The 20,891-nt window shown below is 67.9% G+C and carries 31 protein-coding genes; 29 read left to right on the top strand and 2 right to left on the bottom strand.

The features are described from left to right. The 28 genes from E8A49_RS05410 to E8A49_RS05275 form a co-directional block, all read left to right on the top strand. Positions 1 to 107 (top strand): hypothetical protein (locus E8A49_RS05410; RefSeq protein ID WP_293377252.1); only part of this gene is annotated, 107 nt, incomplete at its 5' end. Positions 108 to 253: 146 nt separating this feature from the next. After that, positions 254 to 2,719: a beta-galactosidase GalA gene (gene galA / locus E8A49_RS05405; RefSeq protein ID WP_293377246.1), complete on the top strand. Its 2,466-nt coding sequence runs from the start codon at positions 254 to 256 to the stop codon at positions 2,717 to 2,719. Positions 2,720 to 2,839: 120 nt separating this feature from the next. After that, a complete protein-coding gene (locus E8A49_RS05400; protein ID WP_293377243.1) occupies positions 2,840 to 3,676 on the top strand; it encodes a hypothetical protein in 837 nt (278 codons plus the stop codon). Positions 3,677 to 3,727: 51 nt separating this feature from the next. Continuing rightward, complete coding sequence (locus E8A49_RS05395; protein WP_293377240.1) at positions 3,728 to 4,573, top strand: DUF2807 domain-containing protein; 846 nt, start codon at positions 3,728 to 3,730, stop codon at positions 4,571 to 4,573. A gap of 69 nt (positions 4,574 to 4,642) precedes the next feature. Continuing rightward, positions 4,643 to 5,434: a hypothetical protein gene (locus E8A49_RS05390; protein ID WP_293377237.1), complete on the top strand. Its 792-nt coding sequence runs from the start codon at positions 4,643 to 4,645 to the stop codon at positions 5,432 to 5,434. A gap of 239 nt (positions 5,435 to 5,673) precedes the next feature. After that, a complete protein-coding gene (gene rpsJ, locus E8A49_RS05385; RefSeq protein ID WP_068876686.1) occupies positions 5,674 to 5,979 on the top strand; it encodes a 30S ribosomal protein S10 in 306 nt (101 codons plus the stop codon). Positions 5,980 to 5,992: 13 nt separating this feature from the next. After that, on the top strand, positions 5,993 to 6,859 hold the full coding sequence (gene rplC / locus E8A49_RS05380) for a 50S ribosomal protein L3 (RefSeq protein ID WP_293377235.1): 867 nt from the start codon (positions 5,993 to 5,995) through the stop codon (positions 6,857 to 6,859). Then, entirely contained in the window at positions 6,859 to 7,497 is a 639-nt protein-coding gene (gene rplD, locus E8A49_RS05375) for a 50S ribosomal protein L4 (protein ID WP_293377232.1), read from the top strand. Before rplC ends, rplD begins: the two co-directional genes overlap by 1 nt. Further along, entirely contained in the window at positions 7,497 to 7,799 is a 303-nt protein-coding gene (locus E8A49_RS05370) for a 50S ribosomal protein L23 (protein WP_293377229.1), read from the top strand. Before rplD ends, E8A49_RS05370 begins: the two co-directional genes overlap by 1 nt. 4 nt (positions 7,800 to 7,803) lie before the next feature. Further along, a complete protein-coding gene (rplB, locus tag E8A49_RS05365) occupies positions 7,804 to 8,640 on the top strand; it encodes a 50S ribosomal protein L2 (RefSeq protein WP_293377226.1) in 837 nt (278 codons plus the stop codon). Between the two features lie 3 nt (positions 8,641 to 8,643). Then, a complete protein-coding gene (rpsS, locus tag E8A49_RS05360) occupies positions 8,644 to 8,922 on the top strand; it encodes a 30S ribosomal protein S19 (RefSeq protein ID WP_293377223.1) in 279 nt (92 codons plus the stop codon). Positions 8,923 to 8,924: 2 nt separating this feature from the next. After that, complete coding sequence (gene rplV, locus E8A49_RS05355; protein ID WP_293370218.1) at positions 8,925 to 9,305, top strand: 50S ribosomal protein L22; 381 nt, start codon at positions 8,925 to 8,927, stop codon at positions 9,303 to 9,305. After that, positions 9,305 to 10,066: a 30S ribosomal protein S3 gene (gene rpsC, locus E8A49_RS05350; protein ID WP_293377220.1), complete on the top strand. Its 762-nt coding sequence runs from the start codon at positions 9,305 to 9,307 to the stop codon at positions 10,064 to 10,066. The genes rplV and rpsC overlap by 1 nt, the downstream gene beginning before the upstream one ends. Before the next feature lie 11 nt (positions 10,067 to 10,077). Further along, the gene (gene rplP / locus E8A49_RS05345; RefSeq protein ID WP_293377217.1) at positions 10,078 to 10,509 is read left to right on the top strand and encodes a 50S ribosomal protein L16; all 432 of its coding nucleotides are present in this window, start codon (positions 10,078 to 10,080) and stop codon (positions 10,507 to 10,509) included. After that, complete coding sequence (rpmC, locus tag E8A49_RS05340; RefSeq protein WP_293377214.1) at positions 10,509 to 10,703, top strand: 50S ribosomal protein L29; 195 nt, start codon at positions 10,509 to 10,511, stop codon at positions 10,701 to 10,703. Before rplP ends, rpmC begins: the two co-directional genes overlap by 1 nt. Before the next feature lie 12 nt (positions 10,704 to 10,715). Beyond that, the gene (gene rpsQ, locus E8A49_RS05335; RefSeq protein ID WP_293377211.1) at positions 10,716 to 10,967 is read left to right on the top strand and encodes a 30S ribosomal protein S17; all 252 of its coding nucleotides are present in this window, start codon (positions 10,716 to 10,718) and stop codon (positions 10,965 to 10,967) included. Positions 10,968 to 10,980: 13 nt separating this feature from the next. Continuing rightward, positions 10,981 to 11,349, top strand: a complete 369-nt coding sequence (gene rplN / locus E8A49_RS05330) for a 50S ribosomal protein L14 (RefSeq protein WP_293377208.1) — start codon at positions 10,981 to 10,983, stop codon at positions 11,347 to 11,349. After that, positions 11,349 to 11,666, top strand: coding sequence for a 50S ribosomal protein L24 (rplX, locus tag E8A49_RS05325; RefSeq protein ID WP_293377205.1), 318 nt, complete (start codon positions 11,349 to 11,351; stop codon positions 11,664 to 11,666). The genes rplN and rplX overlap by 1 nt, the downstream gene beginning before the upstream one ends. Then, positions 11,659 to 12,228 carry a 50S ribosomal protein L5 gene (rplE, locus tag E8A49_RS05320; protein WP_293377202.1) on the top strand — a complete coding sequence of 190 codons (570 nt, stop codon included), beginning with the start codon at positions 11,659 to 11,661 and terminating at the stop codon, positions 12,226 to 12,228. The genes rplX and rplE overlap by 8 nt, the downstream gene beginning before the upstream one ends. Positions 12,229 to 12,246: 18 nt before the next feature. Further along, on the top strand, positions 12,247 to 12,552 hold the full coding sequence (gene rpsN / locus E8A49_RS05315; RefSeq protein WP_293377199.1) for a 30S ribosomal protein S14: 306 nt from the start codon (positions 12,247 to 12,249) through the stop codon (positions 12,550 to 12,552). A gap of 13 nt (positions 12,553 to 12,565) precedes the next feature. Continuing rightward, entirely contained in the window at positions 12,566 to 12,961 is a 396-nt protein-coding gene (gene rpsH / locus E8A49_RS05310; protein ID WP_293377196.1) for a 30S ribosomal protein S8, read from the top strand. Between the two features lies 1 nt (position 12,962). Further along, entirely contained in the window at positions 12,963 to 13,496 is a 534-nt protein-coding gene (gene rplF / locus E8A49_RS05305) for a 50S ribosomal protein L6 (RefSeq protein WP_293377193.1), read from the top strand. Between the two features lie 3 nt (positions 13,497 to 13,499). Then, complete coding sequence (rplR, locus tag E8A49_RS05300; protein WP_293377191.1) at positions 13,500 to 13,859, top strand: 50S ribosomal protein L18; 360 nt, start codon at positions 13,500 to 13,502, stop codon at positions 13,857 to 13,859. A gap of 9 nt (positions 13,860 to 13,868) precedes the next feature. Continuing rightward, entirely contained in the window at positions 13,869 to 14,462 is a 594-nt protein-coding gene (gene rpsE / locus E8A49_RS05295) for a 30S ribosomal protein S5 (protein WP_293377188.1), read from the top strand. 3 nt (positions 14,463 to 14,465) lie between these two features. After that, positions 14,466 to 14,645, top strand: coding sequence for a 50S ribosomal protein L30 (gene rpmD, locus E8A49_RS05290; RefSeq protein ID WP_293377185.1), 180 nt, complete (start codon positions 14,466 to 14,468; stop codon positions 14,643 to 14,645). Positions 14,646 to 14,719: 74 nt separating this feature from the next. Next, the gene (rplO, locus tag E8A49_RS05285; RefSeq protein WP_293377182.1) at positions 14,720 to 15,211 is read left to right on the top strand and encodes a 50S ribosomal protein L15; all 492 of its coding nucleotides are present in this window, start codon (positions 14,720 to 14,722) and stop codon (positions 15,209 to 15,211) included. Positions 15,212 to 15,318: 107 nt separating this feature from the next. After that, entirely contained in the window at positions 15,319 to 16,668 is a 1,350-nt protein-coding gene (secY, locus tag E8A49_RS05280; RefSeq protein ID WP_293377179.1) for a preprotein translocase subunit SecY, read from the top strand. Between the two features lie 49 nt (positions 16,669 to 16,717). Then, a complete protein-coding gene (locus E8A49_RS05275; RefSeq protein WP_293377176.1) occupies positions 16,718 to 17,290 on the top strand; it encodes an adenylate kinase in 573 nt (190 codons plus the stop codon). Positions 17,291 to 17,300: 10 nt separating this feature from the next. Here the strand turns inward: E8A49_RS05275 and E8A49_RS05270 are convergent, their stop codons facing one another. Next, positions 17,301 to 17,849 (bottom strand): hypothetical protein, encoded by a 549-nt coding sequence (locus tag E8A49_RS05270; protein ID WP_293377173.1) that lies wholly within the window; start codon positions 17,847 to 17,849, stop codon positions 17,301 to 17,303. 104 nt (positions 17,850 to 17,953) lie between these two features. Between E8A49_RS05270 and E8A49_RS05265 the strand changes: the two genes are divergently transcribed. Next, complete coding sequence (locus E8A49_RS05265) at positions 17,954 to 19,882, top strand: tetratricopeptide repeat protein (protein ID WP_293377170.1); 1,929 nt, start codon at positions 17,954 to 17,956, stop codon at positions 19,880 to 19,882. Here E8A49_RS05265 and E8A49_RS05260 read toward each other — a convergent pair. After that, entirely contained in the window at positions 19,879 to 20,886 is a 1,008-nt protein-coding gene (locus E8A49_RS05260; RefSeq protein WP_293377167.1) for an adenosine deaminase, read from the bottom strand. The genes E8A49_RS05265 and E8A49_RS05260 overlap by 4 nt on opposite strands. Positions 20,887 to 20,891: the final 5 nt, after the last annotated feature.

Below are 20,891 nucleotides of genomic sequence, written 5' to 3'. Positions count from 1 at the left end.
ACGTCGAGCTGATCACCCCGATCGCCATGGACCAGGGCCTGCGCTTCGCCATCCGCGAAGGCGGCCGCACGGTCGGCTCCGGCGTCGTGGCGCGGATCATCAAGTAAATCGCTCCCCTTCGGGGGAGGAACTGGATTGCATCAGGCCGCCGGGGACCACCCCCGGCGGCCTTTTGCTTGCCGCGCCGCGCGCGTCCAGCCACCTTGCCGCAAGCGTCGCGGTCGGCGGCGGAGACAGGGCAGGGCGAGGCGGTATGGAGCGGCGGGAATTCCTGAAGGTCGCGGGCGTGGCCGCGGCGGCCGCGGCGCTGGCCCGGGCGGACGCCAGCGCGGCCGCCGCGCCGACGCCTGCCCAGCCGGCGGCGCTGTCCGCCCAGGGGCCCGGCGAGCGGCTGTCGCTGGACCTCGGCTGGCGTTTCCATCGCGGGGATATCGCCGCGCCCGTCCCGCATACCGGCGACCAGACCTACGCCAGCACCAAGGCCGGGGCCGCCGGCGGCGCGGCGGGCCTGCGCTATGACGACAGCGCCTGGCGCATGCTGGACCTGCCGCACGACTTCGTGGTCGAGGGGCCGTTCGAGGAGAGCGCTAACGTCGGCCAGGGTTATCGGCCGAAGGGCGTGGCCTGGTACCGACGCACCCTGCGCCTCGACCCCGCCGACCAGGGCAAGCACCTGGAGCTGCAGCTGGACGGGGTGGCGACCAACGCCACCGTCTGGGTCAACGGCAATGTCGCGGCGCACGGCTGGAGCGCCTATTCCTCGCTCTACGTCGACCTGACGCCCTTCGCCCGCTTCGGCGACGAGACCAACGCCATCGCCGTGCGTGTCGATTCCGATCCGTTGCAGGGCTGGTGGTACGAAGGCGGCGGGCTCTACCGCCACGCCTGGCTGGTGAAGCGCAGCCCCGTCCACCTGATCACCGACGGGGTCTACGCCCATCCGCGGCGCGGGGCCGACGGCCGCTGGACCTTGCCGGTGGAGGCCACGGTGGCCAATATCGGCGAGGCCGCCGCGGACGCCGAGGTCGAGGCCGTGCTGGTCGATCCGGCCGGGCGAGCGGTGGCGCAGGGCCGCGCCCGCGTGACCGTGGCGCCGCTGGACCAGGCTGTTGCGCGGCTTTCGCTGGAGGTCGCCGAGCCCCAGCTCTGGTCGATCGAGACGCCGACCCTCTACGCCGTGCGCACCAGCGTGCGGGCGGGGACGTCCAGCGATACGGTCACCACCCTCTGCGGCTTCCGCACTCAGCGTTTCGACCCCGACCGCGGCTTCTTCCTCAATGAGAAGCCGGTGAAGATCCAGGGCGTCTGCATCCACCAGGACCACGCCGGCGTCGGCGTCGCCGTGCCGGATTCGATCATCGACTTCCGCCTGCGCCGGCTGAAGGCCATGGGCTGCAACGCCATCCGCTCGTCGCACAACGCGCCGACCCGCGAACTGCTGGACGCCGCCGACCGGCTGGGCTTCGTGGTGATGGACGAGAACCGCCTCTTCAACACCAGCCCCGACTACATGGCGATGCTGGAGTGGATGGTGCGCCGCGACCGCAACCACCCCAGCGTGATCATGTGGTCGGTGTTCAACGAGGAGCCGTTGCAGGGCCGCCGCGAGGGCTATGAGATGGTCCGGCGCATGGCCGAGACCGTGAAGCGGCTCGACACCACGCGCCCCGTCACCGCGGCGATGAACGGCGGCATGTTCAACCCGGTCAACGTGTCCCAGGCCGTCGACGTGGTCGGCTTCAACTACCAGATCAGCGCCTACGACAAGTTCCACGCCGCCAATCCGACCAAGCCGATCACCAGCTCGGAGGACACCTCGGCGGTGGGGACGCGCGGCGAGTGCGCCACCGACATGGAGGCGCATCTCCTGACTTCCTACGACGACGTCGCGCGGCCGTGGGGCGCGACGCACCGGGCGGCCTGGAAGGCCATCGCCACGCGGCCCTTCGTCGCCGGGGCCTTCGTCTGGACCGGCTTCGACTACCGCGGCGAGCCGCAGCCCTTCGAGTGGCCGACAGCCAGCTCGTCTTTCGGCGCCATGGACCTGTGCGGCTTCCCGAAGACCGCCTTCTTCATCCACCAGGCGCAGTGGGTGAAGGACCGGCCGGTGCTGAACCTTGCCCCGCACTGGAACTGGCCTGGCCACGAGGGCAAGCCGATCCGGGTCGTGGCCATGGCCAATACCGAGACCGTCGCCGTGATGCTGAACGGCAAGCTGATCGGCGAGCAGAAGGTCGATCCCTATGAGATGAACGAGTGGCATGTCCCGTACGCGCCGGGCCGGCTGGAGGCGGTGGGCAAGACCGGCGGCAAGGTTGTCGTCCACGCGCTTGTCGAGACCGCGGGCGCGCCCGTGGCGCTCCGGCTGACCCCGGACCGGACTGGCCTGGCCGGTGACGGCCGCGACGCGACGCCGGTGACCGTCGAGGCGCTGGACGCCAAGGGCCGGCCGGTCCCCACCGTGAACCTCGCCGTGCGCTTCGAGATCGAGGGCGGACGGATCATCGGCCTCGGCAACGGCGACGCCAACAGCCACGAGCCGGAGAAGGGCGACGCGCGCAGACTCTACAACGGCCTGGCGCAGGTGATCGTGCAGACCACCGAGGGCGGATCCGGCGCGCTTATCCTGCGGGCGGCGGCGGAAGGCCTGAAACCGGCCGAGGCGCGCCTCGCCGTGCGCCCCGACCGCGGCCCGCCCAGCGTTCCCCGACCGGCCTGACGACGGCCCGGCGAGCGGGAGGGCCTTTCGTGACCGCCGAGTCATGACCGCGAATTAAGCTGCTTCGACTGAAACCCAGGGCTAACGTCCCGGCAACACTTGGGATTGGGGATTTCGAGCATGCGTTTCGCCCTTGCGCTCATCTCGGCCGCCGCTGGCGTCGCCGCCGCGGGCGCCGCCAGCGCCGCCAGCCCCTCGGTGGAGATCCGTGACGCGGTCGCCCGTGTCACCGTGGTCCCCGAGGACCGCGCCGACGTGAAGATCGAGATGCTGACCACTAATCCGTCGCTGCCGCTGGCGGTGCGGGTGAGCGGGTCGGTGACGGTGATCGACGGCGGCCTGTCCCACCGGATCAACGACTGCCACACCCACGGCGACCACCCCTCGGCCTTTGTCCGCGGCGTCGGTGAAATCCACTACGACGACATGCCCCAGATCGTGATCCATACCCCCAAGGCCGTGGCGGTCGAAGCGGGCGGGGCGGTCTACGGCTCGGTTGGCCGCTCTGGCAGCCTGGACCTGGAGAACGCCGGCTGCAGCGCCTGGACCATCGCCGACGTGGCGGGCGACGCCAGCCTGCGGGAGTCCGGCGCGGGCTCGGTGCGCATGGGCGCCGCCAACAAGCTCGCCCTCCAGCTTTCCGGCGCGGGCAGCGTGCACGCAACCCAGGTGCGCCAGGCGCTGGACGCGACGCTCTCGGGCGCCGGCGGGGTGCATGTCGACGACCTGACCGGGGCGATGACGGCCCATGTTTCCGGCGTCGGCCAGATCAAGATCGAGAACGGGCACGCGACCGCGGTGCACGCCTCGGTTTCCGGCGTGGGCGGGATCAGCTTCGGCGGCGACGCCCAGACCCTCGACGCCTCGATCTCCGGCTTCGGCGGCATCCGCGTGAAGTCGGTGTCGGGCCAGGTGACGAAGTCCGTGTCCGGCGGCGGCCACGTGACGGTCGGCTAGGACGCCGCCGGACCCCTTAAACCAGACGCCAAGACGATGGAGACATCCCAGATGCGTATCGCTCTGACGACCGGCGCCGCAGCCGCGGCCCTGCTGACCCTCGCCGCGGCCGGCGCGGCCAGCGCCGCCACCTCGGTGGAGGTGAAGGACGCCGTGGCCCGGGTCACGGTGATCCCCGAGAACCGCGCCGACGTGAAGGTCGACATCATCCAGGCGAACCCGGCCCTGCCGCTGGAGGTCCGCACCTTCGCCGGCCGCACCATCGTCGACGGCCGCCTCGGCCGGCGCATCCGCGATTGCCGCGGCTCCGGCGAGGGCGTCTCGGTGCGGGTGCGCGGCGTAGGCGATGTCGGCTTCCGCGAGATGCCGCAGATCGTCATCCACACCCCGCGCGATGTCGATCTGGACGCCGGCGGCGCGGTGTGGGGCTCGGTGGGCCGTTCGGCCAGCCTGAAGCTGGGCAACGCTGGCTGCGGCGACTGGACGGTGGCCAATGTGGACGGGGCGCTGCGCCTCAGCCAGGCGGGCTCGGGCAACACCCGCGCCGGCGCCGCGGGCTCGGCCCGGGTGCATGTGGCGGGCTCCGGCGACGCCACCGTGGGCGACCTGAAGGGCGCGCTGGACGTCGATATCGCGGGCTCGGGCAATGTCACCGTGGCCTCGATCGCCGGGCCCCTGGAGGTGCATGTGGCCGGCTCCGGCGACGTGAAGGTGGCCTCGGGCCGCGCCACCGACATGAAGGTGGCGGTGATGGGCTCCGGCAATGTCGACTTCCGCGGCAGCGCCGACACGCTCCACGCCACCATCGCCGGCTCCGGCGACGTGCGCGCCAAACAGGTGAACGGGCCGGTCTCCAAGACCGTCATGGGCTCCGGCGGCGTGACCATCGGGCAGTGACCGGCCACGGGTTGCGGAGAGCTTGACCATATCGCCGTCTCCCCCAAGATTGGCTGGGCGGAGTGGCGGATGGCGCTTCTGGATTTCATTAATGCGCACCCTTGGATCTGGGGCTTCCTGGCGATTGCGTTCGCCGTATGGGGCGGTGCTGTCTGGACGTTGCTGAAATCGCCCAAGTTCCTACGGAAGGGACTCTGGTTCCTGCTGTCGTGCGTCAGCTTCAGGTACGGCTGGGGCATGGCGGACGGGACCAGCTTCAGCATCGGCTTTCCGGTGGGCGCTCTCTACATCCTGGGTTTTGCGCGTTTCGGGCCCGCGCCGAATCCGGCCGCAGTCGCCGCACATCACGCCGCGGTCGCGGCTCGAAGGGCTTATAGCCAAGCGCCGGTCCCAAGGGTGCTGGCGCTGCACATCGCCTACGCTGCTGCGGCCGTGACCGCCGTCGCCGCCGCGGCCTGGTTCACCTTCGGTCCTCCGGATGCGGTGTTTGGCGATCTGGCCCGGGCGACGAACGACTTCGAACTCATGCGCGTCTTGAGCTTCCCAGTGATGATGGTGCTTGCACTGCTGTTCGCCTTCCTTGCGGCCCGGCCGCAGCCATGGGGAAAGATCCTGTGCGCCGCGGTCGCAGTCGCGTGGCTGGGCAACGGACTGGGGAACGCGGCTTTCAAAGGGGCGGGCCTGCCGGCGATGGGATCGCCGGCTCCCGCGCTCGCCGGCGGCGCAGTAATGCTGTGCGTCGCGATCCTGCAGCAGGTCCTCGATCCACGGCCAAGCCCGTTCAACCTGCGCCGCTTCTTTGCGATGCCGGCGGTGAAGTACGACGACCCCACCCTTGACGAGGGCGAGTCGCGCAGGTAGTAACGCGCCTCCTGTTGGACCGGCTGTAGCTCGCAAGGGCTAGACGCGGTTCGCAGAACGAACTGAGATACTGATTACATTGGTGTTTCGGGATGGGCCTTCGCGGGCTTCCGCGTGGGCCTTAGTCGTTTTAGCGGACTTACGCGTACGTGCTTCTCTTCGGAGAGGTTCGGGTTGGTCTTTGAAATGGTCGAGATCACGCGGGCGGGCCGCCGTCTGTAGGGAAACGAAAAGAGCATATGGCTCAGAATATTCGTATCAGGCTCAAAGCCTTCGATCACCGCGTGCTGGACCATTCCACCCGCGAGATCGTCAACACGGCCAAACGGACCGGCGCCGCCGTGCGCGGGCCGATTCCGCTGCCGACCCGCATCGAGAAGTTCACCGTCAACCGCTCGCCGCACATCGACAAGAAGTCGCGCGAGCAGTTTGAAATCCGCACGCACAAGCGCGTGCTCGACATCGTCGACCCCACTCCGCAGACCGTGGACGCGCTCATGAAGCTCGACCTGTCCGCCGGCGTGGACGTCGAGATCAAGCTCTAAGGGGGTCAGCCAGATGCGTACCGGCGTGATCGCCAAAAAGCTGGGAATGGCCCGCTTCTTCGATGAAGTCGGAACCCATATCCCGGTGACCGTGCTCAGCCTGGAAGGCTGCACGGTTGTCGCCCATCGCACCCAGGACAAGGACGGCTACGTGGCCCTCCAGCTGGGCGCGGGCGCCAAGAAGCCCAAGAACACTTCGAAGGCCATGCGCGGCCACTTCGCCAAGGCCGAGGTCGAGCCCAAGCGCGCCGTCGCCGAGTTCCGCGTGTCGGAAGACATGCTGATCGACGTCGGCTCGGAGTTCACCGCCGACCACTATGTGCCGGGCCAGAAGATCGACATCACCGGCGTCACCGTCGGTAAGGGCTTCGCCGGCGCCATGAAGCGCTGGAACTTCGGCGGCATGCGCGCCACCCACGGGGTGTCGGTGTCCCACCGGGCGCACGGCTCGACGGGCCAGCGCCAGGATCCGGGCAAGACCTTCAAGGGCAAGAAGATGGCTGGCCACCTCGGCCAGGAAACCGTCACCACGCTCAACCTCACCGTCTGGCGGGTCGACGTCGAACGCGGCCTGATCCTGGTGAAGGGCGCCGTCCCCGGCACCGAAGGCGACTTCGTGAAGATCCGCGACGCGGTGAAGAAGGCGGCTCCGGCCGACATTCCGACCCCCGGCGCCTTCCGCAAGGCCGGCCAGGACGCCGCGGCTCCGGCCGCCGCCGAGGACGAGACCCCGGTCATGGAAGCCGCCGCCGAGGCGCCCGCCGCTGAAGAACCTGCCGTGAGCGCGGCTCCGGAAGCCGAGGCGCCCGCCGCCGAAGCCGAAGCGCCCGCCACTGAAGCCCCGGCTGCTGACGCGCCGGAAGCTGGGGATGAAGCCTGATGAAACTCGACGTCCTTAAACTCGACGGCGGGAAAGGCGGCTCGATCGAGCTGTCCGACGAGATCTTCGGCATCGAAGATATCCGCGCCGACATCCTGCAGCGCTGCGTGACTTGGCAACTGGCCAAGCGCCGCGCCGGCACCCACAAGATCCAGGTCCGCAACGAAGTCTCGCGGACCGGCAAGAAGATGTACAAGCAGAAGGGCACCGGCGGCGCCCGTCACGGCTCGCGCCGGGCGGCCCAGTTCGTCGGCGGCGCCAAGGCCCACGGTCCCGTGGTCCGCAGCCACGCCTTCGACCTGCCCAAGAAGGTCCGCGCCCTGGCCCTGCGCCACGCGCTGTCCTCCAAGGCCAAGGACGGTTCGCTGATCGTCGTCGACAACGTCAGCCTGAAGGACGCCAAGACGGCGGCCCTTCGCGAGCAGCTGGGCGCCATGGGCGTGACCCACGCCCTGGTGATCGCCGGCGCCGAGGTCGACAAGAACTTCGGCCTGGCCGCGCGCAACATCCCCAATGTGGACGTGCTGCCGAACGCTGGCCTCAACGTCTACGACGTGCTGCGCCGCCGCACCCTGGTCCTGACCAAGGACGCGGTGGATGCGATCCAGGCGCGCTTCCAAGAGAAGGAGGCTGCGTGATGGCCGAGCAACCGACCGCCCGCCACTACGACACCATCCTGGCGCCGATCATCACCGAAAAGGCCACCCTGCTCAGCGAGCACAACAAGGTGGTCTTCCGCGTCGCCGGCGATGCGTCGAAGGACGAGATCGCCGCCGCCGTCGAGGCGCTGTTCAAAGTGAACGTGACCAAGGTCAACACCCTCAACGTGAAGGGCAAGACCAAGCGGTTCCGCGGCATCAAGGGCCGGCGTTCCGACGTCAAGAAAGCTGTCGTGACCCTGGCCGAAGGCCAGTCGATCGACATCACCACGGGGCTCTGATCCGATGGCCTTGAAGCAATATAATCCGACCTCGCCGGGTCGCCGCCAGCTGGTGCTGGTGGACAAGTCCGAGCTCCACAAGGGCCGTCCGGAGAAGTCCCTCGTCGAGGGTCTGACCAAGTCCGGCGGACGCGGCGGCGGCGGCCGCATCGCCGTGCGTTTCCGCGGCGGCGGCGCCAAGCGCCTCTACCGCAAGATCGACTTCAAGCGTCGGAAGTTCGACGTCGTGGGCGTGGTCGAACGCCTGGAGTACGACCCCAACCGCACCGCCTTCATCGCGCTGATCAAGTACGCCGATGGCGAGCTGGCCTACATCCTGGCGCCGCAGCGCCTGAAGGTGGGCGACCAGGTCGTGGCCTCCGAAAAGGCCGACGTGAAGCCGGGCAACGCCATGCCGCTGCGCGGCATGCCGATCGGCACGATCATCCACAACGTCGAGCTGAAGCCCGCCAAGGGCGGCCAGATCGCCCGCTCGGCCGGCACCTACGCCCAGCTGGTCGGCCGTGACGCCGGCTACGCCCAGATCCGCCTGAACTCGGGCGAGCTGCGCATGGCGCCGGACAGCTGCATGGCCACGGTGGGCGCGGTCTCCAACCCCGACCACATGAACGAGGTCATGGGCAAGGCCGGCCGCAACCGTCACAAGGGCCGCAGGCCGCACGTCCGCGGCGTCGCCATGAACCCGGTCGACCACCCGCACGGCGGCGGCGAGGGCAAGACCTCCGGCGGCCGTAACCCGGTGACCCCGTGGGGCAAGCCCACGAAGGGCGCCAAGACCCGCACCAACAAGACGACGGATAAGTTCATCATCCGCTCGCGTCACGCACGGAAGGCTCGCTAACCGATGACCCGCTCCGTCTGGAAAGGTCCGTTCGTCGACGGATACCTGCTCAAGAAGGCCGAGACCGTTCAAAGCTCGGGCCGCAAGGACGTGATCAAGACCTGGTCGCGCCGCTCCACCATCATGCCGCAGTTCGTGGGTCTCACGTTCGGCGTGCACAACGGCCAGAAGCACGTGCCGGTGATGGTCAGCGAAGACATGGTCGGCATGAAGCTGGGCGAGTTCGCGCCTACCCGCTTCTTCCCGGGCCACGCCGCCGACAAGAAGGCCAAGAGGAAGTAGCCATGTCGCAGACGAAAAAAGTCCGCCGCCTGGCCGGCATCGAGGCGATGTGCAAGGTCCGCACCCTGCGCACCTCGGCGCGTAAGCTGAACCTGGTCGCCCAGTCGATCCGCGGCCTGAAGGTGCAGCGGGCGCTGAACGAGCTCGAGTTCAGCCACAAGCGCATCGCGATCGATGTGCGCAAGGCGCTCTATTCGGCGATCTCCAACGCCGAGAACAACCACAACCTCGACATCGACAGCCTGGTCGTCGCCGAGGCCTATGTGGGCAAGAACCTGGTGATGAAGCGCTTCTCCGCCCGTGCGCGGGGGCGTGCTTCGCGCATCGAAAAGCCGTTCAGCGAGATCACCATCGTGGTCCGCGAACTGGGTGAGGCCGCCTGATGGGTCAGAAAGTCAATCCGGTCGGGCTGCGGCTCGGCATCAACCGCACCTGGGACTCGCGTTGGTTCGCCGACGGCGCGGACTACGGCAAGCTGCTGCACGAGGACCTCAAGGTCCGCGCGGCGCTGAAGAAGCGCCTGTATCAGGCCGGCGTCTCGCGCATCACCATCGAGCGCCCGCACAAGAAGTGCCGCATCACCATCTATGCCGCGCGCCCCGGCGTGATCATCGGCAAGAAGGGCGCGGACATCGACAAGCTGCGCAAGGACGTGGCGGCGATGACGGACGGCGAGGTTCACCTGAACATCGTCGAAATCCGCAAGCCCGAGACCGACGCCCAGCTGATCGCCGAGAACATCGCCCAGCAGCTGGAGCGCCGCGTGGCCTTCCGCCGCGCCATGAAGCGCTCGATGCAGTCGGCCATGCGCCTGGGCGCCAAGGGCGTCCGCATCAACGTCTCCGGCCGCCTCGGCGGCGCGGAAATCGCGCGGATGGAATGGTACCGGGAAGGCCGCGTGCCGCTGCATACCCTGCGCGCCGACATCGACTACGGCTTCACCGAAGCGAAGACGACCTACGGGATCATCGGCGTGAAGGTGTGGGTCTTCAAAGGCGAGGTGCTCGAGCACGACCCGATGGCGCTGGACAAGCGCCTGGCGGGCGAGAGCGGCCCGGCCGGCGAAGGCGGCAGCCGTGACCGCTCCGGCGATCGCCCCGACCGCGGCCCGCGCCGCGATCGGCGCGAGCAGGCGAACGCGTAAGGGTCGATCAGATGCTGTCTCCGAAAAAGACCAAGTTCCGCAAGCAGTTCAAGGGCAAGATCCATGGGATGGCCAAGGGCGGCTTCACGCTGAACTTCGGCTCCTACGGCCTCAAGTCCGTCGAGCCCGAGCGGATCACCGCGCGCCAGATCGAAGCGGCCCGCCGCGCGATCACGCGTCAGATGAAGCGCCAGGGGCGGGTGTGGATCCGCATCTTCCCGGACGTGCCGGTCACCGACAAGCCGGCCGAAGTGCGGATGGGCAAGGGCAAGGGCTCGGTCGAGTATTGGGCCGCCCGCGTCCACCCGGGCCGGATCATGTTCGAAATCGACGGCGTGCCGGACGACGTGGCCCGCGAAGCCCTGCGCCTCGGCGCGGCCAAGCTTCCGGTGAAGACCCGCATCGTCACCCGCATCGACGCCGCGGCGATGGAGCACGCGTGATGAAGTCCGAAGAAGTCCGCGGGCTGACGCCCGACCAGCTGGCCGACCAGCTCATCAGCCTGAAGAAGGAGCAGTTCAACCTGCGCTTCCAGAAGGCGACCGGCCAGATCGAGAAGACCCACCGCGTGGGCCAGGTGCGCAAGGACATCGCGCGCATCAAGACCCATCTGCGGACCAAGCAGGCGAAGGCCTGAGGAGATAGACACATGCCGAAACGAATTCTCGAGGGCGTTGTCGTCTCCGACAAGGGCGACAAGACGGTGGTGGTGAAGGTCGAGCGGACCTTCCTGCACCCGGTGCTGAAGAAGACCGTGCGCCGGTCCAAGAAGTACCACGCCCACGACGAGGCGAACGCCTACAAGGCCGGCGACAACGCGCGCATCATCGAATGCGCGCCGAAGTCGAAAACCAAGACTTGGGAAGTGCTGCCTAAGGGCAGCGCCGACCAGGCAGCGTAAGGGATCAAGACCTATGATCCAGATGCAAACTAACCTGGACGTCGCCGACAACTCCGGCGCCCGCCGGGTCATGTGCATCAAGGTGCTGGGCGGCGCGAAGCGCCGTTACGCCAGCGTTGGTGACAAGATCGTGGTCTCCGTGAAGGAGGCCATCCCGCGCGGCCGCGTGAAGAAGGGCGATGTGCTGCAAGCCATCGTCGTTCGGACCAGCCAGGCCATCAAGCGCAAGGACGGTTCTCTGATCCGCTTCGACAAGAACGCGGCGGTGATCGTGAACAAGCAGAGCGAGCCGATCGGCACGCGGATCTTCGGCCCGGTTCCCCGCGAACTGCGCGCCAAGAACCACATGAAGATCATCTCGCTCGCCCCCGAGGTGCTGTGATGGCCGCGAAGATCAAGAAGGGGGACCGCGTCGTGGTCCTCACTGGCAAGGACAAGGGCCGTCAGGGCACCGTCTCCAAGGTGATGCCGAAGGAAGAGCGCGTCGTCGTGGGCGGCCTGAACATGGTTCAGCGCCACACCCGCCCGAGCCAGCTCGATCCGCAAGGCGGCATCAAGAACAAGGAAGCGCCGATCCACGTCTCCAACGTGGCCATCGTCGATTCCAAGGGTAAGCCCACCCGCGTCGGCTTCCGCACGGAAGGCGACAAGAAGGTCCGGTTCGCCAAGACGACCGGCGAGGTGATCGCAAATGGCTGAGCAAGCTTACGAACCGCGGCTGAAGACCGAATATCGCCAGCGCATCCGCAAGGCGATGAAGGATCAGTTCGGCTACACGAACGAGATGCAGATCCCCAAGCTGGACAAGATCGTCCTGAACATGGGCATCGGCGAATCCGTGGCCGACTCCAAGAAGGTCAACGCCGCCATCGCCGACCTGGCGAAGATCGCGGGCCAGAAGCCCGTGCCGACCAAGGCGCGCACCTCCATCGCCGGCTTCAAGCTGCGCGAAGGCATGGTGATCGGCGCCAAGGTCACCCTTCGCAAGGACCGGATGTACGAATTCCTCGACCGGCTGATCACCATCGCCCTGCCGCGGGTGAAGGACTTCCGGGGCCTGCGGCCGACCTCGTTCGACGGGCGCGGCAACTACGCGCTCGGCCTGCGGGAGCACATCGTGTTCCCGGAGATCAACTACGACGAGATCGATCAGATGTGGGGCATGGACATCATCGTGGCGACCACCGCGCCCACGGATGACGAAGCCCGCGCGCTGCTGAAGGAATTCCAATTCCCGTTCACTCAGCCTCAAGCGGCTTAGGGCGGGGGAGAGAGCACCATGGCCAAGAAAAGCGCCGTCAACCGCAACCTGCGGGTCCAGGCCCTCGTGAAGCAATACGCCGCCAAGCGCACCGAGCTGAAGCGCGTCGCGAACGACGAGAGCCTGCCGCTGGAAGAACGTTTCGAAGCTCGGCTGAAGCTGGCGGAACTGCCGCGTTCGTCGTCCAAGACCCGCATCCGTAACCGGTGCCTGGTGACGGGACGCCCGCGCGCCTACTACCGCAAGCTGAAGATGAGCCGGATCTCCCTGCGCGACCTCGGTTCGCACGGGCTGATCCCCGGCCTCGTCAAGTCCAGCTGGTAAGGGGAAGGACAAGATGGTCAACGACCCCATCGGCGATCTGATCGCCCGCATCAAGAACGCCGCCATCCGTGGCCGCTCGAAGGTGATGACGCCCGCGTCGAAGATGCGCGCCCGTCTCCTCGACGTGCTCACCGACGAAGGCTACATCCGCGGCTACCACTTGGTGGAAGTCCCGGGCGCCTTCCCGGAATTCGAGATCGAGCTGAAGTACTTCGACGGCCAGCCGGTCATCGTCGACATCGCCCGCATCTCCAAGCCCGGCCGTCGCGTCTATTCGTCGATCAAGGACCTGAAGCCGGTGAAGAACGGCCTCGGGATCTCGATCCTGTCGACGCCCAAGGGCGTCATGTCGGACACGGCCGCGCGCGACGCGAACGTGGGCGGCGAAGTCCTCTGCCGGGTCTACTGATATGTCTCGTATCGGAAAGAAGGCGGTCGCCATCCCCAACGGGGTCACGGTGACCCTCGACGGCCAAACGGTCTCGGTGAAGGGCCCCAAGGGCCAGCTCGCCTGGACCGTCGCCGAAGAGATCGAACTGAAGCTGGAAGGCGCCGAGCTGCAGCTGGCCAAGCGCGGCGACAGCCAGCGCGCCCAGGCCATGTGGGGCCTGTCGCGCAGCCTGGTGGCCAACATGGTCACCGGCGTCACCACCGGCTTCGAGCAGACGCTGGAGCTGGTGGGCGTGGGCTACCGCGCGCAGATGAAGGGCCAGGCGCTCTCCATGCAGCTCGGCTTCAGCCACGACGTCGACATCCCGGCGCCCACGGGCATCTCCTTCGCCACGCCGAAGCAGACCGAGATCAAGATCAGCGGCATCGACAAGCAGGCCGTCGGCGAGATGGCCGCCCGCATCCGCCGCATCCGTCCGCCGGAGCCCTACAAGGGCAAGGGCGTGCGCTATGCGGGCGAGCAGGTCCGTCGCAAGGAAGGCAAGAAGAAGTAGGTCATGGCTCTTTCCTCCCGAGACTCCTCCGTCAAGCGCGCGCAACGCGTCCGCACGCGCCTGCGCAAGCTGGCCAACGGCCGTCCGCGCCTGTCGGTCTTCCGTTCGTCCAAGAACATCTACGCCCAGGTCATCGACGATGAGCGCGGCGTGACGCTCGCGGCCGCCTCGTCGCTGGAAGGCGGCGAGAAGAAGACCAAGGGCGCCGACAAGGACGCCGCGGCCCGCGTGGGCGCTCTGGTGGCGCAACGCGCCATCGAAAAGGGCGTCAAGGACGTCGTCTTCGACCGCGGCGGCTATCTCTATCACGGCCGGGTGAAGGCGCTGGCTGACGCCGCGCGTGAAGCCGGCCTGAACTTCTAAGGAACCCAGATGGCTCGCAGGGACGACAACCGCCGCGACAACCGCAACCCGCGCGAAGAAGAGCGCGACAGCGAGATTGTCGAGAAGCTGGTGCACATCAACCGCGTCGCCGCCACCGTGAAGGGCGGCCGCCGGTTCTCCTTCGCCGCCCTCATGGTCGTCGGCGACCAGAAGGGCCGCGTCGGCTTCGGTCATGGCAAGGCGCGCGAAGTGCCGGAAGCCATCCGCAAGGCGACCGAGGAAGCCAAGAAGACCATGATCCGCGTGCCGCTGCGCGAAAGCCGCACCCTGCACCACGACGGCAATGGCCGCTGGGGCGCGGGCAAGGTGATGGTCCGCTCGGCGCCTCCCGGCACCGGCGTCATCGCCGGCGGTCCGATGCGTGCGGTGCTGGAAACCCTGGGCGTCCAGGACGTGGTCGGCAAGTCGGTCGGCTCGTCCAACCCCTACAACATGGTGCGCGCGACCTTCGAGGCGCTGAAGGCTCAGTCTTCGCCCCGCCAGGTCGCCGCCAAGCGCGGCAAGAAGGTGTCTGATGTCATCGGCCGCCGCGCCGACGGCGCCTCGACGCCGGCCGCCGAAACCGTCGACGCGGAGGGCTAAGTCATGGCTACCGTCACCGTCCGTCAGACCGGCAGCCCGATCCGCCGCAAGAAGGATCAGCGCGCCACGCTTTCGGGCCTCGGCCTGAACCGTCTCGGCCGCGTCTCCACGCTCGAGGACACCCCCTCGGTGCGCGGGATGATCGCCAAGGTCGCCCACATGGTGGAGGTGATCGAGAGCTAAAGCCCTCGTCACCCAGCCAAATCCATAGCCGAGTCGGGGCCTTGTCCCGGCGATTGATCTCCGAGGAGAGGCACATGACCAAGCTCAACGAACTGGCCCCGCGCGAGGGCTCCACCAAGGGCCGCATGCGCGTCGGCCGCGGCCCGGGTTCGGGCAAGGGCAAGACGGCCGGCCGTGGTGTGAAGGGCCAGAAGGCGCGCTCCGGCGTCGCCGTCGCCGGCTTCGAAGGCGGCCAGATGCCGCTGCACATGCGCATGCCCAAGCGCGGCTTCAAGTCGCGCAACCGCCTGGACTTCGCCGAAGTGAACCTGTGGCGCCTGGAACAGGCGATCGCCGCCGGCAAACTGGACGCCAAGAAGGCCATCGGCGCCGATGAGCTCCTGAAGGCCGGCGTCATCCGCCGCGCCAAGGACGGCGTGCGCCTGCTGGGCAAGGGCGAATTGAAGACCAAACTGGACCTCACCGTCCACTCCGCCTCCGCCTCGGCCCGCGAAGCCGTGGAAAAGGCCGGCGGCAAGCTCACCGTCACCAAGAAGGAAGCCCCGGCCGCGGAGGCTGAGGCCTAGCCTGCGACTATTCCGGCCTCGCATACGAGGCCGGTACGTCCTATCTGATCGGGACCGTGAGTCAGGCTCATCCCAAATCCGGGAATTGGTGTCAGGGGAATTGGTGAATGGCTTCGGCCGCTGAACAACTCGCAGCCAATCTGAACGTCGAGGCCTTTTCGAAGGCCACGGAGCTGCACAAGCGCCTGATCTTCACCCTGGTGGCGATGATCGTCTACCGGATCGGCTGCTACATCCCGATTCCCGGCATCAACATCCAGGCGTTCGCCCAGGCCTTCCAGGGCCAGGCGGGCGGCATCCTGGGGATGTTCAACATGTTCTCCGGCGGCGCCGTGCGGAACATGGCCGTCTTCGCGCTGAACGTGATGCCCTACATCTCGTCCTCGATCATCGTGCAGCTGATGGGCACGGTCTATCCGCCGTGGGAGAAGCTGCGGAAGGAAGGCGGCGAGGCGGGGCGCAAGCAGCTCAACCAGTACACCCGCTACCTCACCGTGATCCTGGCCCTGTTCCAGTCGTTCGGCATCGCCATGGGCCTGCAGGCCGGGCAGGGGATCGTCGACAATCCGGGTCTCTTCTTCGTGGTCTCGACGGTGGCGACGCTCACCGGCGGCACGCTCTTCCTGATGTGGCTGGGCGAGCAGATCACCAGCCGCGGCGTCGGCAATGGCGTCTCGCTGATCATCTTCGCGGGCATCGTGGCGGTGTTCCCGCGCTACCTGAACCAGGCCTTCTCGCTGGTCCACACCGGCGCCATGAGCGGCGGCGGCCTCTTGATCATCTTCGCCCTGGTCGTGGCCGTCACCTGCGCCATCGTCTTCATGGAGCGCTCGCAGCGGCGTCTGCTGGTGCAGTACCCGAAGCGCCAGGTGGGCAACCGCATGTTCGGCGGCGACACCTCGTTCCTGCCGTTGAAGATCAACACCTCCGGCGTGATCCCGCCGATCTTCGCCTCCAGCCTGCTTCTGCTGCCGTCGACGGTGATGGGCTTCGCGGCCAACGCCAACCTGCCCACCTGGCTGCAGTGGCTGCCGGGCGCGGTGGGCCAGCTGCAGCACGGCCGGCCGCTGTTCATGGTGCTCTACGGCGCCCTGATCATCTTCTTCTGCTTCTTCTACACCTCCGTGGTGTTCAACCCCGACGACACGGCGGAGAACCTGCGCAAGTACGGCGGCTTCATGCCCGGCATCCGGCCCGGCAAGCGCACGGCCGAGTACCTCGACTATGTGCTGACGCGCCTGACCGTGATCGGGGCGGCCTACATCGCCGTGGTCTGCCTGCTGCCGGAGATCCTGATCGGCTATTACAACGCGCCCTTCTACATGGGCGGGACCTCTGTGCTGATCGTGGTCAGCGTCACCATGGACACGGTGACCCAGATCCAGTCGCACCTGTTGGCGCACCAGTACGAGGGCCTGATCAAGAAGTCGAAGCTGCGCGGCAACCGGGGCCGATAGGGGACAAGTCTCGCAGGTCCCGCCAAGAGGGCCGGCGACGGGAGGGCTGATGAATCTGATCCTGTTTGGGCCGCCGGCGGCGGGCAAGGGCACCCAGGCCAAACGCCTGGTCGAGACCCGCAAGATGGTGCAGCTGTCCACGGGCGACATGCTGCGCGCCGCCATCGCCTCGGGCTCCGAGCTGGGCCAGCGCGTGGCCGGCGTCATGGAGCGCGGCGAGCTGGTCACCGACGAGATCGTCATCGAGCTGATCGAGGAGCGTCTGCCCGAGGCCGAAGCGTCCGGCGGGGCGATCTTCGACGGCTTCCCCCGCACGCTCGCCCAGGCCGAGGCGCTGGACATCATGCTGAAGCACCGCGGCTCGGGCATCGACCTGGTCGTGCGCCTGAAGGTCGATGACACGGCGCTGATGAGCCGCGTGGCCGGCCGCTTCGCCGAAAGCGGCCGCCCGGACGACAATCCGGAAAGCTTCAAGGTGCGGCTGGACGCCTACAACACCCAGACCGCGCCGCTGCTGCCCTATTACGAGGACCAGAAGAAGCTGGTCGAGGTCGACGGCATGGGCTCCATCGACACCGTCGCCGCGGCCATCGACAAGGCGCTGGATAAGACGCGCGGGTAGGCGGCCCGGATCAGCCGCCGCCTGGCCGGCGGGGCGAGACCACCACGAAGAAGCCGCCCGGCGTCTTGTTGAGCATGTCGATCTCGAAGCGCTCGCACAGCCGGGGCAGCCACCAGGACGAGGGTTGCTGGATCAGGTGGGCGTTGCGCCCGTCGGCGAGGTGCTTCTGCGCCGGTCCCGTGTGGATGGAGAAGAAACCGTGGGCCACGGTGATGGCCCGCAGTTCGTCGAGCACATTGTCGAGGTAGTCCGGCTCGATGTGCTCCAGGACGTCGATGCAACAGACCAGGTCCGCCGGCTTGGGCTCGCCATACTCCGGGAATGACGGATCGTAGGGCCGGTAGTCGAGGACAGCGCCCAGCTCGCGCAGCGTTCGGTCGAGGTGCATCTTGCCCGCGCCGTAGTCGGAGAGCGAAGTCGCCCCGATCTGATCGGCGAGCCGCTTCACCACCGGCGCGAACTGGATCGACGCCACCCCGTAGTTGGGGTTTCGGTGAAGCTCCTGTTGCAGGCGGCGATACTCCTCGGAGATCACCGGGTTGGCGGACGTCTCAGTCACAGCCGAGTCTCCCATAGGACGCGCCCGGCGGCCAGAACCCGTCGCGCTTGATTTGCCGCTGCCGCTCCGGCATTCCCGACCCGATGAACTCGGGTCGTTCCTCGATGGCCGCTGACGGCATGGAGACCGAGGTCGCAGCCGCGGCGGCGCATCTTCGCGCCGGGCGCGTTGCGGAGGCCGAGCGGCTCTACAGCGACATCCTGAGCCGCGCGCCGCACCATCCCAAGGCCTCGCATAACCTCGCGGTTCTGTTCCTGCAACGCCAGGAAGTCGCGCGGGCCTTGCCGTTGCTGGCGACGGCGACAGCCGCCGATCCCACCAGCGAGCAGGGTTGGGTGACCTATATCCGCGCGCTGACCCTGGCGGGTCGATTCGAGGACGCCGAACAGATCCTGCGCGAGCGGCTCGCCTCCAGTCCGGGCGCTGGGGAACTGGAGGGCCTGTTCCGGCGGGCCTGGGCCAAGGCCCTTGTGGGCGCCGGCGATCTCGCAGCCGCGGAGGTGCAGCTGCGGCAGGGGGTTACGTCGACGCCGCTCGATCCAGACGCCCATGCCAACCTCGGGGCCGTACAGTTGCGGCTGGGCCAGACCGACGCGGCGGCCGCCAGCGCCGAGCGCGCCCTGGAACTCGCGCCGGATCGGGCGGACACGCTGGCGGGCCTCGGTCTGGCGCGCCGCGCGCAGGCGCGGGATGAGGAGGCTGAACGGCTGTTCCGGCGCGCTCTGGCGATCGATCCAGGCAACGCCGCGGCTGTACGTCAGCTCGGCGCCCTCCTCACCAAGAGCGACAGGTTCGAGGAGGCCCTGGCCTGCGCGGACCGGTCGCTGGCGCATGAACGGCGCGCCGCGGGTTTGCTGGCGCAGGGCGACGCCTACTTCGGGTTGGAGCGGTTCGAAGAGGCCCTGGCCAGCTATTCGGAGGCCCTGGACCTGGATCCCGGCTCCTATGAAGCCTTGATCAAGATGGGGCGCTCTCGCGCTGCGCTCAGGGACTATGTGGAGGCGCTCTCCATCCTGGATAGGGCGGTGCGGCTCCAGCCCATGGAGCCGGCCGGTCGGTTCTGGCGCTCGGTCCTGCGCCTGCTGATAGGTGACTTCGAGGGCGGCTGGGCGGACTACGATATGCGCTGGCGCCACGCCACGGCCTTCGAAGGCTCGGGCGGCGTGGTCACGCCGCAGTTGCGCGCGCGTCTGTCCCTGGACTTGGACCTTGAGACGGTGCGCGGCCAACGGATCCTGCTCGCAGGCGAGCAGGGCATCGGCGATCAGGTGATGTTCGCCAGCATGATCCCGGATCTCGCACGAGTCGCCCAGATCACCTGCGTCTGCGACGGCCGGCTGACGCGCCTGTTTTCGGCTTCGCTCCCAGGAGTGCGCTTCCTGGACCCGATCAGCGCGGAGCTGCAATTTTCGGATTTCGACCGGGTGGTGGCCATGGGCAGCCTGGGAAAGCTGTTCCGAAACAGGGTCGCCGACTTCCCGGGCGCGTCCTACCTGCGCCCTCGCGCCGAGGTCTGCGCGCATTGGCGCGAACGCCTCGGGCCCCGGCCGAAGGGCTTGCGGATCGGCCTCACCTGGCGCGGCGGCCGGCCCACGACGAACATGGCGCAGCGCTCCATGGCGCTCAGCCAGCTTGCGCCCCTGGCGAACCTGCCCGATTGCGAGTTCGTGAGCCTGCAATACGGCGAGGCGCAGGCGGACCTTCAGGCGGTGCGGGAGGGATTGAACTGGGACATCCATGCCTTCCCCAAGGCTGAGATCGACGACTTCGAGGACCTCGCCGGCCTCATCGAGACGCTGGACGTGGTGGTCTCGGTGCAGAATTCGGTCGTGCACCTGGCAGGCGCGATCGGGAAGGATTGCCTGGCCCTCGTGCCCCATAACCCCGAGTGGCGCTACGGAACGGCCTCTGCCGCCATGCCCTGGTACCGCTCGGTCGAGATCCGCCGCCAGACCGCGCCGGGCGCCTGGGCGCCGGTGATCGCGGACGTGGTCGAGACGTTGAAACGCCGCCGGCCGCTGACTAGAGCCTAGGCCACATACGCGTCGATCGCCGCCAGGTGCGTTGCGATCTCGGCGGGGGACAGGAACGAGCCGGTGAAGCTGTTCTTGGCCAGGGTCACCAGCTCCTCACGGGTTAGGCGCAGGGCATCCGCCGTCTCGATCCAGTTCTGCGCCAGGTAGCCGCCGAAATAGGCCGGGTCGTCGGAGTTGACGGTCGCCTTCAGGCCCAGGTCCAGCATCCGCTTCAGGGGGTGCGCCTTCAGGTCGTCCACCACGCAGAGCTTCAGGTTGGAGAGTGGGCAGACGGTGAGCGTCATGCCGGACGCGACCAGCCGCTCCACCAGGGCCGGGTCCTCCAGGGACCGGTTGCCGTGGTCGAGGCGGTCGACGCCCAGCACGTCCAGCGCCTCCCAGACATATTCCGGCGGGCCTTCCTCGCCGGCGTGGGCGACCAGCTTCAGGCCGCGCCGGTGGGCGGCCTTGAACACCCCGGCGAACTTCGACGGCGGATGGCCGACCTCAGAGGAATCCAGCCCCACGCCGCCCAGCCGGCTGAAATAGGGCTCGGCGGCCTTCAGGGTGGCGAAGGCGGCCTCCTCATCCAGGTGGCGCAGGAAGCAGAGGATCAGCTTGGACGAGACGCCGAGCTCGGCCTTGGCCTCGGCCATGCCTGACAGGAGGCCGTCGATGGCGACGGAGAAGGGCAGGCCGCGGTCGGTATGGGTCTGCGGGTCGAAGAACATCTCCACATGCCGGGCCCCGTCGGCGGCGGCGCGGCGGAAGTAGGCCATGGCCAGGTCGTGGAAATCCGGCTCGGTCATCAGCACGCCCGCGCCCTGGTAGTAGATGTCCAGGAAGTCCTGCAGGTTGGAGAAGGCGTAGGCCGCGCGGACCTCCTCCACGGTCTTGAAGGGCAGGGCGACCCTGTTGCGCCGCGCGAATTCGAACATCTGCTCGGGCTCGAGGCTGCCCTCGATATGCAGATGCAGCTCGGCCTTGGGCAAGCCGCGGATGAAATCGATGTCTGAGGTCATGCGGC

Origin of the sequence: Phenylobacterium sp. (assembly GCF_004799515.1) — a bacterium.
Lineage (GTDB): Bacteria > Pseudomonadota > Alphaproteobacteria > Caulobacterales > Caulobacteraceae > Phenylobacterium.
The sequence above is the reverse complement of the archived record's forward strand: the minus strand, read 5'-3'. Positions and strand labels throughout refer to the sequence as shown.